This is a genomic window from uncultured Maribacter sp. (assembly GCF_963975365.1).
Lineage (GTDB): Bacteria > Bacteroidota > Bacteroidia > Flavobacteriales > Flavobacteriaceae > Maribacter.
Genome location: NZ_CAXBGF010000004.1, coordinates 260909 through 277306 on the forward strand (window position 1 = coordinate 260909; position 16398 = coordinate 277306).

At 35.4% G+C, this 16398-nt stretch carries 12 protein-coding genes; 3 read left to right on the top strand and 9 right to left on the bottom strand.

What is annotated here, in order from left to right; genetic code table 11:
- Nucleotides 1-10 precede the first annotated feature (10 nt).
- Both AACZ49_RS07365 and AACZ49_RS07370 read right to left on the bottom strand, forming a co-directional pair.
- The gene (locus AACZ49_RS07365; protein ID WP_339653038.1) at nt 11-2278 is read right to left on the bottom strand and encodes an inorganic phosphate transporter; all 2268 of its coding nucleotides are present in this window, start codon (nt 2276-2278) and stop codon (nt 11-13) included.
- A 241-nt stretch (nt 2279-2519) separates the two neighbouring features.
- Nucleotides 2520-2918, bottom strand: coding sequence for a carboxypeptidase-like regulatory domain-containing protein (locus AACZ49_RS07370; protein WP_339653039.1), 399 nt, complete (start codon nt 2916-2918; stop codon nt 2520-2522).
- A 176-nt stretch (nt 2919-3094) separates the two neighbouring features.
- Here AACZ49_RS07370 and AACZ49_RS07375 point away from each other — a divergent pair, with 176 nt between their 5' ends.
- Nucleotides 3095-4438 carry a deoxyguanosinetriphosphate triphosphohydrolase gene (locus AACZ49_RS07375; RefSeq protein WP_339653041.1) on the top strand — a complete coding sequence of 448 codons (1344 nt, stop codon included), beginning with the start codon at nt 3095-3097 and terminating at the stop codon, nt 4436-4438.
- On the opposite strand, the gene AACZ49_RS07380 is transcribed toward AACZ49_RS07375, so the two are convergent.
- Nucleotides 4435-5553 carry a DUF3078 domain-containing protein gene (locus AACZ49_RS07380; protein WP_339653042.1) on the bottom strand — a complete coding sequence of 373 codons (1119 nt, stop codon included), beginning with the start codon at nt 5551-5553 and terminating at the stop codon, nt 4435-4437. The genes AACZ49_RS07375 and AACZ49_RS07380 overlap by 4 nt on opposite strands.
- Before the next feature lie 5 nt (nt 5554-5558).
- On the bottom strand, nt 5559-7325 hold the full coding sequence (locus AACZ49_RS07385) for a 1-deoxy-D-xylulose-5-phosphate synthase (protein ID WP_339653044.1): 1767 nt from the start codon (nt 7323-7325) through the stop codon (nt 5559-5561).
- Nucleotides 7326-7389: 64 nt separating this feature from the next.
- On the opposite strand from AACZ49_RS07385, the gene AACZ49_RS07390 reads away from it, so the two are divergent.
- Nucleotides 7390-7833 carry a nucleoside deaminase gene (locus AACZ49_RS07390; protein ID WP_339653045.1) on the top strand — a complete coding sequence of 148 codons (444 nt, stop codon included), beginning with the start codon at nt 7390-7392 and terminating at the stop codon, nt 7831-7833.
- 70 nt (nt 7834-7903) lie between these two features.
- On the opposite strand, the gene AACZ49_RS07395 is transcribed toward AACZ49_RS07390, so the two are convergent.
- The 4 genes from AACZ49_RS07395 to aspS form a co-directional block, all read right to left on the bottom strand.
- Entirely contained in the window at nt 7904-8095 is a 192-nt protein-coding gene (locus AACZ49_RS07395; RefSeq protein ID WP_339653046.1) for a cold-shock protein, read from the bottom strand.
- Nucleotides 8096-8190: 95 nt separating this feature from the next.
- Nucleotides 8191-8433 (bottom strand): hypothetical protein, encoded by a 243-nt coding sequence (locus tag AACZ49_RS07400; protein WP_339653047.1) that lies wholly within the window; start codon nt 8431-8433, stop codon nt 8191-8193.
- Entirely contained in the window at nt 8433-10217 is a 1785-nt protein-coding gene (locus tag AACZ49_RS07405; RefSeq protein ID WP_339653048.1) for a chloride channel protein, read from the bottom strand. The genes AACZ49_RS07400 and AACZ49_RS07405 overlap by 1 nt, the downstream gene beginning before the upstream one ends.
- 248 nt (nt 10218-10465) lie before the next feature.
- Complete coding sequence (gene aspS / locus AACZ49_RS07410) at nt 10466-12217, bottom strand: aspartate--tRNA ligase (protein WP_339653049.1); 1752 nt, start codon at nt 12215-12217, stop codon at nt 10466-10468.
- A 257-nt stretch (nt 12218-12474) separates the two neighbouring features.
- Between aspS and AACZ49_RS07415 the strand changes: the two genes are divergently transcribed.
- Nucleotides 12475-12822, top strand: coding sequence for a nicotinic acid mononucleotide adenyltransferase (locus AACZ49_RS07415; protein ID WP_339653050.1), 348 nt, complete (start codon nt 12475-12477; stop codon nt 12820-12822).
- Nucleotides 12823-12892: 70 nt separating this feature from the next.
- Here the strand turns inward: AACZ49_RS07415 and AACZ49_RS07420 are convergent, their stop codons facing one another.
- Nucleotides 12893-16393, bottom strand: a complete 3501-nt coding sequence (locus AACZ49_RS07420; protein ID WP_339653051.1) for an efflux RND transporter permease subunit — start codon at nt 16391-16393, stop codon at nt 12893-12895.
- Nucleotides 16394-16398 lie beyond the last annotated feature (5 nt).

Consider the following 16398-nt stretch of genomic DNA (forward strand, 5'->3'; position numbering starts at 1 on the left):
TTGTTCTAGTCTAGTCTAGTCTAGCTGGCACAATTTTTTCGTCATATTCTTTGTAGTACTGTTCAAGAAGATTCATTGTGGCAGTCATTAAGTCTTTTGTTTCCAATAAGATGCTAAAATAGAGGGTCGTATTTTTAGGACTTGATTCTTCTGTTCGAGTTCTTTCTACTTGTAATTTAATTTTTTGAGATACCAAATCGTACAATTCCTGTTTGTTATTAAGAATATTGCCAATTTTTTCAAATGAGCGCTCTTCAAAAGCATTGGAAGTGTTTTCTAAAATCTCAGCTAATTTATTATCGATTTGCTTCAATTCCTTAATTTGATTGTATTTTAATTTTTTATGATTATTGTTCACATGTTTGTGGCTAACCTTACCAATATATTCAAGCGATTGAGAAATATCTGTGAGGTGGCCCATGGCATTTATATAGAAATTACTTGCGCCAATATGTGCTTCTTCTAGATTTTTGATAAAATAGAAAGTATGATTTCTTAGGTCTTCGATTTCTGTAGCAAGTTTAGAACCTTGCTTTTTATTTTTCTTAAGTAAGTTTAAATCTTGTTTGGCTAGTCCGTTAATAGTATTGGAATATATTTTGCTGGTTCTTTTTACCACATTGGCTATATTCTTGGCGCTTTCTTCAATAACACCTTGAACGGAACTACTTTCTGCACGCTCAAGTTTTTCTTCTTCCTTGGATTCTTTTAATTTTTTTGTATGTGAAATGTAGTTTTTGCCAATTAAGACAAAGGCGAAGATTAAAAGTGCTCCTATTGCATAGATACCACCTAAATGAATGATATAAGCTGTCAATGCTGAAGCTACGAAGGCTACTATGGCTGTAAAGAACCATCCGCCTATAACATTCAAAACTCCTGCAACGCGGTATACTGCGCTTTCTGAACCCCACGCTCTATCTGCTAAAGAACTACCCATAGCTACCATAAAAGTGACATATGTGGTTGATAGGGGCAATTTTAATGAAGTTGCTAAAGAAATTAAAACACTCGCAACCATTAAATTAACGGATGCTCTAATTAAATCGAAAGCCGGTAGATCTTTTATTTTTGCTTTTTGCGCATATGATGTCGGCTTTTCAAATTGAACATTAATTCTTTTTTGAAGTGTGGTAGGAATTAGTCCATTTAAATTATCAGAAGCCTTAATAGAGAACTTTACAATCTGTCTAGATAGGAAATTCGGCTCAAAACGTTCGTCACCTTCATCTTGTCTTGATAAATCTACACTAGTTTTCACAACATTCTTTGCCTTTGAAGAGAACCATAATGTAACGACCATTACGACACCAGAGGCCAATAATAAATAAGTTGGGGTTTGTACCGAAACTGACAAACCTTGCATATTAAATTCTGAGGCTAATTGTCCAGAATTCGACCAGCTGACAAATGATTCATATGCTGCTAAAGGTACTCCTATAAAGTTTACAAGGTCATTTCCGGCAAAGGCCATTGCTAGTGCAAACGTGCCAAGAATTATAATAATAACGTATATATTCCAACTTAAAAAACGTGTCACTGCCCATGATAGGGTAAACCAAAGTATAAAATTACCAAGAATGAATATTTCTGGGTTATCTGAAATAAACATAGAAGTTTCAGGAGTAATTATAGATGTCCCTTTTAAACCTTTTATAAGAATGAAATATATAATCGCTGTAATGGCCATACCACCAAAAATGGCTCCTACCCACTTTGGTTTATTCTCAAATTTAAAGGATAGTAATACCCTTGTAAAGAATTGCACGAAAGCCCCTATGGTAAAAGCAATTACTACAGAGAGAAGTATTCCAAGAATAATTTCGGCAGCCTTATCGGTATTAATATAATCTGTTAGGTGAGTGAAGTTTCCGTCGCCAGCATAAATTTTAACTAAAGATATGGCAACTGCTGCTCCTAACAATTCAAACACTATAGAAACTGTCGTAGAAGTGGGCATACCAAGGGTATTGAAAAAATCTAGCAACAGAATATCTGTTATCATTACCGCCATGAAAATAATCATGATTTCAGCGAATACAAACTCAGACGGATTAAATATCCCCTTTCTGGCAACCTCCATCATGCCACTTGAAGAAACAGCCCCAAATGCTATCCCAATACTTGCAACTATCATAATAGTTTTGAAGGATATGGCTTTAGAACCTATAGCTGAATTTAAGAAGTTGACAGCATCATTACTGACCCCTACTATTAAATCAGTTACGGCTAAAACAGCCAACGCAATAATCATGAAGAAATATATATTTTCGCCCATCAAAAATTTAAATAAGAAACAAAAATGATGTTATAAATTATCATTAAGGTTAAAATAAGGTTATGAAGTTATATTAATACATTTTACCGCAATAGTTATTAATTTCTTGAGTCTTTTTAAAGAAGTGATGAAAATACTAATTTCTTTTCTGAAAATATGGTTTAGTTCAATTAGAAAAATTTTCAATAAAAAGGGTATTAAGAAATTTACTATTGATATGCTGTAGTAATGGCAGCTAAATTTATCTGGTTTTGTTGGCAGACAGTTCCAATTTGCTCATCGACACATCACTTATTGAACTTACTTTTGATAAAGATGGCAATGCAAGCGATTTTGCGTAAAGGGTTTCAAGAATTTCAACCTCATCACCAGCTTTAACATCTACAGTAAATTGGATGGATTTGTATCCTAGAAATTGAATTATAATTTCATGTGAGCCAGGTGTAATATCCGTGAATTCAAAATTACCACGAAAGTTGGTGCGTGTAGTTATGGGTGTGTCGTTTATAGAAATGGAAGCCATGATTAATGGCTCATTAAATTGTTCACCATCTAAAATTTTGCCTCTAATAGAACTAGTTTCCTGTGCAAAGGAAAAGGAACAAATGGTTACTATAAGTAGAAAAAATACTTTTTTCATCAACTGGGTTATTTTCTTTTGCAAAGAAAATGTGGTAAGGTTAAGTTAAGGTTATCTAAGGATTATTAATGTATGTTTTAAAGGTTAAGAATTATGCATTGTGATTTCCGTAAACGGATAAACTTCTCACTTTGAAAAATCAAAAAATGTATCTTGCAGACTTATAAAAGGAATATATGAATTGGGAGGAATTACTTTCTTTACGTAGGCAAGGAGATAAGAATAAACGTTTACGAAACGAGCAGGATGAGACACGATTGGGTTTCGATGTAGATTATGATCGTATAATTTTTTCTTCTGCTTTTAGAAGTCTACAAGATAAAACTCAGGTTATTCCCTTATCAAAGACCGATTTTGTACATACCAGATTAACCCATAGTCTAGAGGTATCTGTGGTAGGTAGAAGCTTGGGTAGGCTCGCAGGTAAGAAAATAATAGAAAAGCATCCTTATTTAAAAGAAGTGCATGGTTATAAGTTCAATGATATTGGAGCTATAGTTGCTGCAGCGGCACTGGCGCATGATATTGGTAATCCCCCATTTGGACACAGTGGTGAAAAGGCTATTGGCGAGTATTTTAAAACCGGTAATGGTTTAATATTCAAAGAGGAACTTTCTGAAGAGGAATACCAAGATATCATAGATTTTGAAGGTAATGCCAATGGGTTTAGATTAATGACTCAAGATAGGGCAGGAGTATCTGGAGGTTTACGGTTAAGTTATGCTACGTTGGGTGCTTTTATGAAATACCCAAAAGAATCGCTTCCGAAAAAACCTACGAAACATATTTGTGATAAAAAATTCGGCTTCTTTCAGAGCGAGAAATATATTTTTGAGGAAGTAGCTCAAGAATTAGGTTTGCCAACTAGAAGTAATAACGGTACGGTATCGTATGGTAGACATCCATTAACTTTTCTAGTTGAAGCTGCCGATGATATTTGTTATACCATTATTGATTTTGAAGACGGAATTAATTTAGGGCTTATATCTGAAGACTATGCTTTAGAATATTTAATTAAATTGGTTAAGAATACCATAAATACTAATAAGTATAATTCTTTGGAGTTTATGGAAGATAGACTAAGCTACCTACGTGCTTTAGCTATAAATACGCTCATCCAAGATGCAGTATCTATTTTTATTGAGAATGAAGAAAGTATTTTGAATGGAACTTTCGAATTTTCACTTATGGATAAAAGTGGTTATAAAGCGCAGATAGAGGATATCATTAGTTTAAGTGTCCAAAAAATATACCAATCTCAAGAAGTGGTTGAAAAGGAGATTGCGGGCTATACTATTATATCTGATATTTTAGATGTTTACATAGGTGCTCTAATCGGCAAAAAACACGAAACGGCATCTAATTACCACAAGCTAATGTTACGAACCCTACCAGGGTTTTATCAACAAACTAATAAATCAATTTATGACATATTATTGAATACATGTTGTTATGTTGCAAGCCTTTCTGATAGTGCAGCAGTTCATATTCACAATAAAATAAAAGGAAGGCAGCTTTAGAAGCCATAAAGAATACCTACTGCCAATATTTGTTTGAATTGTATTTTAGGTATACCTGGGTTTAAAATAGTACCGTTGTCATTTTTAACGACATCAAAAAGTATATCGTCATCATAGATCATTTGTGTACCTAAACTGGTGCTTATGAACTTATTTACCTTCATGTTTAGGTTAAGTTCCCAATCTACATCAATATTACCAAAACTTTTAATGTAATCGGTATATAGGTTAAGCCTACTTTTTAATTCGATGTTTTCGGCAACGTTATAATTAAAATTATTGGTGATAAGTATACCAAGTTCTAATAGATGATTTTCACCAGGGGTTATAATATTTCCGTCAGCATCCAGTATTGCTTCATTTACACCAAATGCACCATTGTCGGCCAAGTCTTGATCTAAAACAAAGGTCGATTTTTGTGTAAGGGGAGATAAATAAAGGTTGAATTTTTGATCTTTAGTAATAAATGAGGTTCCTGCTCCGAATAACAGGTAACCAGGAGCCATAAATCTTGAAATTGGAGTATCTCTATCTGGATATTTATAACCGTTCGAAAACTGGGTGTTAAAGTTAAGCTGAACGGAATAAAACCAATTGCTGATGGTGTCTTTTCGAAAACCTAAATTTGAGCTTAAACGAATTACATCTTCCGTTTTTCTAAGCTTTCGACCATCTTGTGCATTAAGGCCGTAGCGCAATTCTAAATTATTTTCCCATTGAAAGTTATTGAATTTATATTTTCGGGCAAATTTTAAAAACCCTAATCCACTAACGGCATTATCACCACCGGCATTCCAATTGACAAAGGCGACTTCACTTATATTGATACCAAAACTATTTTCTGTTTCCCAGAATGAGGGTACTCTAAAACGTTGAAAGCCTTTTTGTAAGGTTTTTGTCTTTTTGAAATCTATATTGGGTATTTGAAGATTTACGTTTTTTCTAGGTGAAAATATTTTGTCAACCGTTCTTCTTATGACAATGGTATCAATTACAACGCTGTCAACGACGATGCTGTCAACTAAAATAGGCGCGGGAATTGTGTCTTGGCCGAAAGACCAAAATGATACTAAAAGAAGTAAAGGGACTATAAATTTAATGCAGTGTGAACTCATTATTCTCATAGAAATTGTTGTACATATTTTTTTACGGACATCTTATCTATTCCTGCTTCTTTATATAGTCTTTCGGTATCACCGTGTGGAATAAAAAAATCAGGAATGCCAAATATCTTAATTATTTTATGGATTCCAATGCTATTTGCAAATTCTAATATGGCGCTGCCAAATCCGCCAATAGCAGAACCATCTTCTAAAGTGATAATATGATCAAATTTTTGAATTATTTGTGTTAGCAACTTTCTATCCAAAGGTTTAATGAAGGGAAAATTATAATGTGCAATACCTGAATTTGACCCAAGTTCATTAATGATTTCCGTTGCTACATTTCCTATAGGCCCGGTACTTAGAATGGCAATTTTACTACCTTGCTTTAAAAGTACACCTTTACCTATGGTCATTTTGCTCATAGATTTTTGCCAGTCTAAAATTCGACCTCTTCCTCTTGGGTACCTTATCGCAATAGGATGTTCTAATCCTAGTTGGGCGGTGTACATTATATTTCTTAATTCTATCTCGTTTATAGGAGAACAGATTATAAGATTTGGGATACATCTTAGGTATGCAATATCAAACACACCATGATGTGTAGGGCCATCTTCGCCAACCAGACCTGCACGGTCCAAACAAAAGATTACAGGTAGGTTTTGTATGGCTACATCATGAATAACTTGGTCATAAGCCCGTTGTAAAAATGTGGAGTATATATTACAAAATGGAATTAGACCATCAGCAGCCATACCTGCTGCAATGGTTACGGCGTGTTGTTCCGCTATACCTACATCAAAGGCTCTCTCTGGCAAGATATCCATCATAAATTTTAAAGAACTACCCGTTGGCATCGCTGGGGTAATACCTACAATCTTTTCATTTTTTAAAGCCAATTCTACCAAAGTCTTTCCGAATACATCTTGATATTTAGGGGCCAGTTGCTGAGGCTCTTTCTTTTGTAGTTCACCAGTTTGCTTGTTAAACTTACCAGGCGCATGATAAACTACTTGATTTTCTTCAGCACTCTTAAGTCCTTTTCCTTTGGTAGTAATTATATGTAATAATTTAGGGCCTTCTATCTTTTTTAAACGTTGTAGTTCTTTGATTAATATGGTTAAATCATGACCATCAATGGGACCGGTGTAATGAAAATTGAGACATTCAAAAATGTTTTCTTCTTTTGCGGTTCCCGTTTTTACATTAGTCAGGTATTTTTTTAAAGCCCCCACACTGGGGTCTATTCCCATGGCGTTGTCGTTTAAAACTATCAATATATTTGCGTTGGTTACCCCTGCATGGTTTAAACCTTCAAAAGCCATACCGCTAGCAATAGATGCATCGCCAATTACAGCAATATGTTGCCTATGAATATTTCCTTGTAATTGAGCTGAAAGTGCCATGCCTAAAAGCGCCGAGATAGAGGTAGAACTATGACCAGTGCCAAAAGAATCATAAATACTTTCTTCCATTTTTGGAAAACCACTTATACCTTCAAATTGTCTATTGGTTTCGAAAATAGATTTTCTTCCAGTAAGTATTTTGTGCCCATAAGCTTGATGGCCTACATCCCAAATTAATTTGTCTATTGGTGTATTGAAAACATAGTGAAGGGCAATCGTTAATTCTACAACACCTAAACTTGCACCTAGATGACCTTCTTTTACCGAAACAATGTCTATGATGAATTCACGAAGTTCAATAATCAATTGCTCTAAATCTTTAGTGTTTAAAGTTCTGAGGTCTTGAGGAGTATTGATATGTTCTATAATTGCTTTCAAATTACCTTTGTAATGGACAGCAAAAATACTTTTTTAAAAATGAAACTATCGTATTTTTGAGGCTATGGTTTTACCTTATGATGATGCTTATTTTATGAAAAAGGCGCTTCAAGAAGCGGAATATGCTCTAGAAGCCGGTGAAGTACCAGTGGGTGCCGTAATTGTTGTCCAGGACCGAATTATTGCAAGAGCACATAACCTTACCGAAAAATTGAACGATGTAACGGCACATGCAGAAATGCAAGCGATTACATCAGCTACTAATTTTCTGGGGGGAAAGTATTTAAAAGATTGTACGCTTTATGTTACCTTAGAGCCTTGCCAAATGTGTGCAGGCGCTTTATACTGGAGTCAGATTGGAAAAATAGTATTTGGCGCTACAGATGTACAACGTGGTTGTGGTGTAATGGGAACGACATTGCACCCAAAAACAAAGATAATAGGAGGAATTCTTGAAAATGAGGCGGCTTCCTTATTACAACGGTTTTTTCAAAAAAAAAGAAAGTAGTAGCTACGTTTTTAAGCAAAAAACCACGCATTTGCGTGGTTAAATTGATTTTAAACAAGAAAGAATATTTTTATAGTACTTGTATCTGTCCGGCTACAGTACCTTTTCTTCCTTCTTCTTCTTCATAACTTACTTTATCACCTTCTCTAATTTCTGTTCCATGTAAAGCGGTGGCATGAACAAAAATATCTTTTCCAGTTTCTTTGTTTGTAATAAACCCAAAGCCTTTAGATTCATTGTAAAATTTGACGGTGCCAATCATTGTATTAAAATTTAAATATTAACACTCTAATTTACAATATTTTAGGATTGATTGGAAGAGAATAGAATTATTAATTTGTTGAAGTATCTTGATTATCAGTGTTTTTTAGGTTTTTTTCCTTGCATTTTTCGAACGTTTTCATCGGTCAACATATAATCCTTGAACTTTTTGCCTTTGCTCGCTTTTATCAAAAAGAGTGGCATAGCGAGTAAAAACAATCCTAATGTGCCAGAGCCAATAAATTTGTTTGCCATTGCTTCTTGTTCGCCGTCTAGATTCAATCCGTATATGATTAAGCCAATAGAAATTAGAGTAATTGCAGTGATTAAATATTTCATTACTTAGTAAATTTTATTAGTTCTCTTCTGTATGCCGTTAATAATTTAGATTTCGATACAAACCCCATATATTCCCCATCTTTAACTACCGGAAGATTCCATGCACCACTATCCTGAAATTTTTGCATTACGGTCTGCATGCTGTCCTTTCCATAATAAATAAGGTCTGGTGCTTTATGGGTAAAGGTCTCAACCTTTGTTGTCGCATACAATTTAGTATCGAACATAAACTCTCGAATATCATCTAATAGAATAACACCTAAAAATTTATGGTACGTATCAACAACCGGGAATATATTTCGAGTCGATTTTGCAACCGAATCGTGCAGCATTTCTCCTAATGTCATTTCTGGGTGCACTGTCTTAAAGTTAGTTTCTATAACGGTATCCAATTCCATAAGGGTAAGCACTGCGTGGTCTTTGTTATGTGTTATCAGATTTCCACTTTCTGCTAGTTCTCTTGTATAAATGGTATAATCAATGGTGTTTTTTGTGATGATATATGAGATAGATGCTGTTATCATTAAGGGTACAAAAAGAGCATAACCACCTGTTATTTCAGCGATAAGGAATATGGCTGTAAGTGGCGCATGCTGAACCCCTGCAATTAGACCTGCCATACCTATTAAAGTGAAATTACTTTCAGATACTGAGAATCCTAGGCCAGAATTATTGATGAGTTTGGCAACGACATTACCTAAAGCACTGCCCATAACCATGGTTGGAATAAAAATACCACCAGCACCACCAGCCGCTAATGTAGTTGTCATCGCTACCGCTTTAAAAATGGTTATGCCAAATAGTAAAGCAATAATGACCCAGATGTTACTTCTATAAGCATCAAAAGGGGTTTTGCCCAACGCCTGAATATGATCGCCAATTAGTAGGTTATTTATAAATACAAATCCTTCACCATATAATGGAGGTATCATATATAACATAATGCCAATAGCAAGTCCGCCGACTAAAAGCCTGTATTTCGGACTTTTCAATGGTTTAAAGAGATTGATAATACCAAAGTACATTTTGGTGAAATAGATAGATGCAACAGCGGTACCGACGCCGAGTAGAACATAGAACAAGGTGTCTTTTACTTCAAAAGATTCGGTTATTTTAAAATTGAACAGTACCTCGTTTCCCATAAAAAAGTAGGAGGTAAGTACACCACTGATAGAAGCCAGTAATAGGGGTAGCATTGATATCATGGTGAGATCCAAACTAAATACCTCTACAGCGAAAATTATGGCAGCAATTGGTGATTGAAATATGGACGAAATTGCACCTGCAGAGGCACATGCAATTAATAAGGAACGGGTTTTTGAATTAATATGAAATAAGCGACCGAGGTTTGAGCTAATAGCAGCGCCTGTTGCTACTGCCGGACCCAATAAACCTACGGATCCACCGAAACCTACCGTTAAAGGCGCAATAATCAATTGTGTGTAAACTTGCTTTATGTCAATATTCCCTTTGTTTTTTGATAATGAAAATAGAATGGATGAAACGGCATGTTTCAATTTTTCTTTATGAATGTATTTCACATAAAGATATACAAGGGTAAGGCCGACTATTGGTAGAATAAAATATAGCTGATTACTAGAAAAAATGATACCTTTTTCTAGGGATGCCTCAATAAAATAAGTAATGTTTTTCAACGTTACCGCCGCTAAACCGGCCAAAAGACCGACCACAACACTTAAGATATAGATAAAGGTCTTTTGAGAGATATGTTTATACCGCCACTTATATATACGCCTTAAAATCTTGTTTTTTTGAATCGGCATTTTGTAACCATATCATTAATGGTGTTCAAAGGTATTTAATTACTGGCTAAGATTCTTAAAGAATTGAAGAAGAGTGTTTCTAAAAAACTAAAAATGAGTGCTTTCGGTTACGAAAGTATAATTAAAGAAAGAAGCATTTCGATTTATTTATAGGGATTTTAAATAGTTGTGATTGCTTTGCTCGAATTGTAGTAGTTAAAAATCCTGCACTAGGCAGGATTTTTAACTACTATTTTAGATGGTGTATTTTATTTCAAATCCAACTTCAAATTTAGTTCCTTCAATTGTGCGGCATCTATAGGGGCAGGTGCATCAATCATCACGTCTCTTCCACTGTTATTTTTAGGGAATGCGATGAAATCTCTAATGGTTTCTTGACCGCCTAAAATGGCAACAAGCCTATCTAGACCAAAAGCTAGTCCGCCATGTGGTGGAGCACCGTATTGAAAAGCATCCATTAAAAAACCGAATTGCGCTTTTGCTTCTTCAGTGGTAAAACCTAAATGCTTAAACATAGTAGCTTGTGTTTCTCTATCGTGGATACGAATAGAACCACCACCAATTTCATTACCGTTCAATACAAGGTCATAAGCATTGGCACGTACTGCACCCGGATCAGTATCCAACAATTCTAACTGACCAGGTTTAGGTGATGTGAATGGGTGGTGCATAGCATGGTAATGCCCTGTTTCTTCGTCAAGTTCCAATAATGGGAAATCAACTACCCATAATGGAGCGAATTCATTTGGTTTTCTTAGTCCAAGTCTAGTTGCCATTTCCATTCTAAGTGCGCTTAATTGTGTTCTAGTTTTATTGGCATCACCTGATAGCACGCAAATAAGGTCACCAGGTTGAGCACCTGTGGCTTCTGCCCATTTGGCTAAATCTTCTTGATCATAGAATTTGTCCACGGTCGATTTAAAACTTCCATCAGCATTGCACTTAACATAGACCATGCCTTTGGCACCAACTTGTGGACGTTTTACCCAGTCTACCAATGTATCCAATTCTTTTCTAGTGTACTCAGCAACACTAGGTACCGCAATACCAACGACTAATTCAGCATCATTGAAAACTGAAAATTCTTTATGTTGTGCGATGGTGTTCAATTCTCCGAATTCCATTCCAAAACGAATATCAGGTTTATCGTTCCCGTATTTTGTCATGGCATCATCGTAGGTCATACGTGGAAAAGAATCGATTTCAACACCATTCACCTCTTTTAAAAGGTACTTTGTTAAGTTCTCGAAAACGTTAAGAATATCTTCTTGCTCGACAAAAGCCATTTCACAATCTATCTGTGTAAATTCTGGCTGTCTATCGGCGCGTAAATCTTCGTCTCTAAAACATTTTACGATTTGAAAGTATTTATCCATACCACCTACCATCAATAATTGCTTGAAGGTTTGTGGTGATTGTGGTAGTGCATAAAATTGACCTTCGTTCATACGGCTAGGTACAACGAAATCTCGGGCACCTTCTGGTGTAGATTTGATGAGGTACGGGGTTTCCACTTCTATAAAGCCTTCGCCAGATAAAAACTTACGAACCTCCATTGTAACCTTACTTCTAAAAATAAGATTGTTTTTTACAGGGTTTCTACGGATATCTAAATATCGATATTTCATACGAAGGTCTTCACCACCGTCAGTTTCATTTTCTATCGTAAAAGGAGGAGTTTTAGATTCATTCAGAATAGTAAGTTCAGAAACCAAAACTTCTATGTTCCCTGTAGAAATATTAGGGTTTTTTGAAGCTCTTTCTATTACCTCTCCTTTAATTTGAATTACGAATTCACGGCCCAAATTTCTTGCTTGCTCTAATAGTTCTTTCGAAGTTCGATCCTCATCTAAAACAAGCTGTGTAATACCATAGCGATCTCGTAAATCTACCCAAACTACGAAACCTTTATCTCTAGTCTTGGCTACCCAACCAGATAGGGTAACGGTTTGGCCAATATGTAATTCTCTTAACTCCCCGCAGAAATGGCTTCTATACATAGTACTTACTTTATTAAAGGGCAAATTTAAGAAGTCTAATTCATTAACGATCTATTTATGATGTAGGTTTTATACTCAAGGTACTATTGATAAAGTAACATTGGATATTTTCGTAAATAGCTTAAAAATAGATAATTAAATCTTTAATGTAAAGTTAATGTAAACAAAAAGTTACCTAAATGTTGATAAATTAGAAAATAAATGTATATTTGTAACGTTACTGTTAAGCGATAAATTAATTAAAAAAAATATATACCATGAAAAAAATACTAATAATTGCTGTAATGGCATTGTCTTTTGGAGCTTATGCTCAAGTTGAACCTACCTTTGAGAAAGAAGGTGATATGGTAAAGGCGACATACTTCCATGCAAATGGAGAAAAATCTCAAGAAGGATATTTTTTAAATGAGAAATTAGAAGGGGAATGGAAAATGTTCAACGAAAAAGGAGAGAAAATCGCCATGGGTAACTATGAAAACGGTGTTAAATCCGGGAAATGGTTATTTTGGGAAGGTGATGTGAAAAGCGAAGTTAATTTTGATAATAACAGAATCGCTAGTGTTACTAAAGCAAGTGCAAAAGATCCTGTTGCTAGTAATAGATAACAATTAGCAATTATATAAAAAGCCCCGTATCAATTGATTCGGGGCTTTTTTGTTTCTGAGATTCCTTTAATTATGCAGCGCTGTCTAATTTTTTATTCTCATTGTTATTTTGATTACCCATACCTCTCAATTTTATTTTTATACGGTACACAATGTTAAAGAGTACCGGTACGATAATAAGGGTAAGGAATGTGGCTACTATTAATCCGAAGATTACCGTCCAAGCTAAAGGTCCCCAGAAAACAACGTTATCGCCACCAATATAAATCTTAGGGTTGAACTCTGAGAAGAGCGAAAAGAAATCAATGTTAAGTCCAATCGCTAAAGGTATCAACCCAAGAACAGTTGTTATCGCTGTCAAAATTACCGGTCTTAGTCTAGCTTTACCACCAACAATCATAGAATCGGTCGCATCTTCAATGGTTAAAAGATCACTGTCTTCCATTCCTAACCTTACCTTTTTACGATCGACCAAAATTTGGGTGTAATCCAGGAGTACTACTCCGTTATTTACCACAATACCCGCTAATGAAATAATACCCATCATGGTCATCATGATAACGAATGACCAGCCTGTTATCATTAACCCGCCAAATACGCCAATAAAGCTTAAGAAAATGGCAATCATAATAATCAATGGTTTTGAAATGCCACTAAATTGGAAAATTAAAATAAGCATAATTAAACCTAGTCCTGAGAAAAAGGCACCCACCAAAAAAGCTTGTTGTTTTGCCTGTTCTTCTAACTGACCTGTATAATCTATTTTGACTGTAGCCGGAGTACCGTTAAAACTTTGCATTTCTCTTTGAATCTCAGCAACAATGGCACCTGCATCTGTAAAGCCTGGTTTTAAGCCTGAGTAAACTGTTACTACTCTTTCACCATCTCTATGCTTAATTGCACTAAAGCCAGATGTGTTTTTCTCGGTGGCAACTGCAGAAATCGGAATTTCTTTAATTTGACCATTTGCTGGATCTCTAAAGATTATATTCTGATTGAACAAGGCACTTTTATTATACCTTAAATCTTCATTGAACCTGATATTTATATCGTAATCTTCACCATCTTCTTTATAAACACCTGCTTTTTCTCCGAAAATAGAACGTCTTAATTGACTGCCGACCTGGCCAACTGCCACACCAAGTTCACCCGCTTTTTCACGATCTACAATTACCTGCATTGCCGGTTTGCCTTTGTTTACATCAATCTTCAATTCTTCAATACCAGCAATGTTTTTGGTATTGATGAAATTTTTGATGTCCTCAGCGGTGTTGATCAGTTCATCGTAATCTTTGCCTTCAAGCTCAATATTAATTGGAAAACCAGCTGGCGGACCATTGGCATCTTTCTCAACTGAAATAGCAACACCTGGGTAAATACCTTGCAAGGCAGTTTGTACTCTAGCCCTTATATCTTCGGTATTTAAGCCGTCTCTATATTTGTATTCGCTAAAATTTATGGTCAATTTACCTTTATGGGGCATTTCTGCCGATGAGCCACCGTCGGTAAGCGGGTTGCCCGCACCTTCTCCAACTACGGATACAGCAGAAGTCATCATAAAGTTTTTACCGTCTTTTTGATATTTTGGGTCGTTCATTATGGCGTATACCTGATTTTCGACCTCTTTGGTAATCTCATTGGTTTTCGTAATCGACGTGCCTTCAGGATACTCTACATACACATATATTTCATTCGGTTTATTATCTGGGAAAAATTCGATTTTGGTCCGCTTATTTTCTACAGAATAGCCAAATAGTCTAAATACAACAATCAACAATAAAAATGTAACACTGAAATACCAATAAACATTACGACCACTTAGTGCATGTTTTAAGCGACGTTCGTACCAATTTTCAAAACGTGACATCGTTTTTTTCTGGAATTTGATAGCAGTGCCCTTAATGACATACTTATAGGCCCAGAACATGATTCCTGTTAATATTAAAACAGAACCTATACCACGCATTGCACCACCAAATACTAATATTAACGTACCTAAAACACCTAAAATCACACTCATTCTAATAAGCTGCTTTAGGGTAAGTTCTTTTTCATCGGTGCTCATAAATTTAGAAACAAGCATCGAGTTCATGAAAATTGCTACAAATAACGATGAACCTAAAACAACAGATAATGTAATTGGGAAATAGATCATAAATTGGCCAAATATTCCAGGCCATAATCCTAACGGAACGAATGCTGCCACTGTAGTGGCGGTAGAAATAATAATTGGGTAAGCAATTTCACCAATACCTTTTTTAGCGGCATCGATACGAGACATACCCTCGTCCATAAGACGATATACATTTTCAACCACCACAATACCATTGTCCACCAACATACCTAGACCCATAATCATTCCAAAGAGAATCATGGTGTTTAGGGTGTATCCAAGCCATGAGAGTATTACAAATGACATGAACATTGACATCGGTATGGCAAACCCAACGAAAAGGGCATTTCTAAATCCTAAGAAGAACATTAATACCGTAACAACAAGGATAATTCCAAAAATAATATTGTTCACCAAGTCATCTACTTGATTCAATGTACGGGTAGAGGAATCATTTGCAATAGAAATATTAAGGTCTGGTGGAAAGTAATTTGCCGTCTCATTCTTAACAATTTCTTTTATTTTATCTGCTGCAGAAATAGAGTTTCTACCTGCTCTTTTTTTAACATCGAGCATAACCACATTGTCACCGAATTCGCGGGCATACGTAGTTTTATCTTTTGCTTTAAAATTAATACTTGCAATGTCTTTTAAATAAACCGCCCCATTTTCAGATTTAACTACAAAGTTTTTAAGTTCATTCGGATTTTCTATTTCCCCTAAAATGCGAATCGTACGTCTTTGCCCAACGGTTTTAAGATTACCCGCAGACATGGTCATGTTACCGTTGCTAATAGCACTAATAACATCTTGAAAACTGATTTTAGCAGCCATCATTTTATAAATATCAACAGCAACCTCTACTTCTTTATCTTGAGCGCCACGAATATCTGCTTTTTTGATTTCAGGTAGATCTTCAATTTCGTCTTGTAAGTATTCTGCAAATTCTTTCAACTTTTCTACGGGATAATCACCAGTAAAGTTGATATTCATAATAGGAACTTCTTCAGAAAAATTTAAGTCAAAAACATTCGGCTCAACCTTGGCACCATTAAAGGTAGGCCAATCTTCACTAGCCTTTTCACTATCGACTTCATCCTTTACTTTTTGCTTAGCCTGTTCTACGGTAATTTCCTCATCGAATTCTACCGTTAAAATGGCATAATCTTCTTGTGAGGTAGAGGTGACTTCGACAACATTACTAATGTTCTTTAATCTATCTTCTAATGGATCGGTAATTAGTTTTTCAATATCCTCAGCTGTGTTACCAGGGTAAGGGGTGCTTATGTAAATTTTAGTCTCTACAATTTCTGGAAAATCTTCTCTAGGCATGGCCATATAGGCATTGAAGCCTAACCATAAAAATATGCCGATCATCACATAAATAACCGACGGATTATCAATGGCCCAAGAAGATAAACGGAATTCTTTATCAGCGTTTTTTTGTACTTTGCTCATCGATT

Bases quoted from the DNA above. Each gene is read 5' to 3' on its own strand.
- AACZ49_RS07380 (WP_339653042.1), bottom strand. From the start codon at position 5,553: ATGAGTTCACACTGCATTAAATTTATAGTCCCTTTACTTCTTTTAGTA.
- AACZ49_RS07365 (WP_339653038.1), bottom strand. From the start codon at position 2,278: ATGGGCGAAAATATATATTTCTTCATGATTATTGCGTTGGCTGTTTTA.
- AACZ49_RS07405 (WP_339653048.1), bottom strand. From the start codon at position 10,217: ATGCCGATTCAAAAAAACAAGATTTTAAGGCGTATATATAAGTGGCGG.
- AACZ49_RS07415 (WP_339653050.1), top strand. From the start codon at position 12,475: ATGAAAAAAATACTAATAATTGCTGTAATGGCATTGTCTTTTGGAGCT.
- aspS (WP_339653049.1), bottom strand. From the start codon at position 12,217: ATGTATAGAAGCCATTTCTGCGGGGAGTTAAGAGAATTACATATTGGC.
- AACZ49_RS07395 (WP_339653046.1), bottom strand. From the start codon at position 8,095: ATGATTGGCACCGTCAAATTTTACAATGAATCTAAAGGCTTTGGGTTT.
- AACZ49_RS07390 (WP_339653045.1), top strand. From the start codon at position 7,390: ATGGTTTTACCTTATGATGATGCTTATTTTATGAAAAAGGCGCTTCAA.
- AACZ49_RS07420 (WP_339653051.1), bottom strand. From the start codon at position 16,393: ATGAGCAAAGTACAAAAAAACGCTGATAAAGAATTCCGTTTATCTTCT.
- AACZ49_RS07400 (WP_339653047.1), bottom strand. From the start codon at position 8,433: ATGAAATATTTAATCACTGCAATTACTCTAATTTCTATTGGCTTAATC.
- AACZ49_RS07370 (WP_339653039.1), bottom strand. From the start codon at position 2,918: ATGAAAAAAGTATTTTTTCTACTTATAGTAACCATTTGTTCCTTTTCC.
- AACZ49_RS07375 (WP_339653041.1), top strand. From the start codon at position 3,095: ATGAATTGGGAGGAATTACTTTCTTTACGTAGGCAAGGAGATAAGAAT.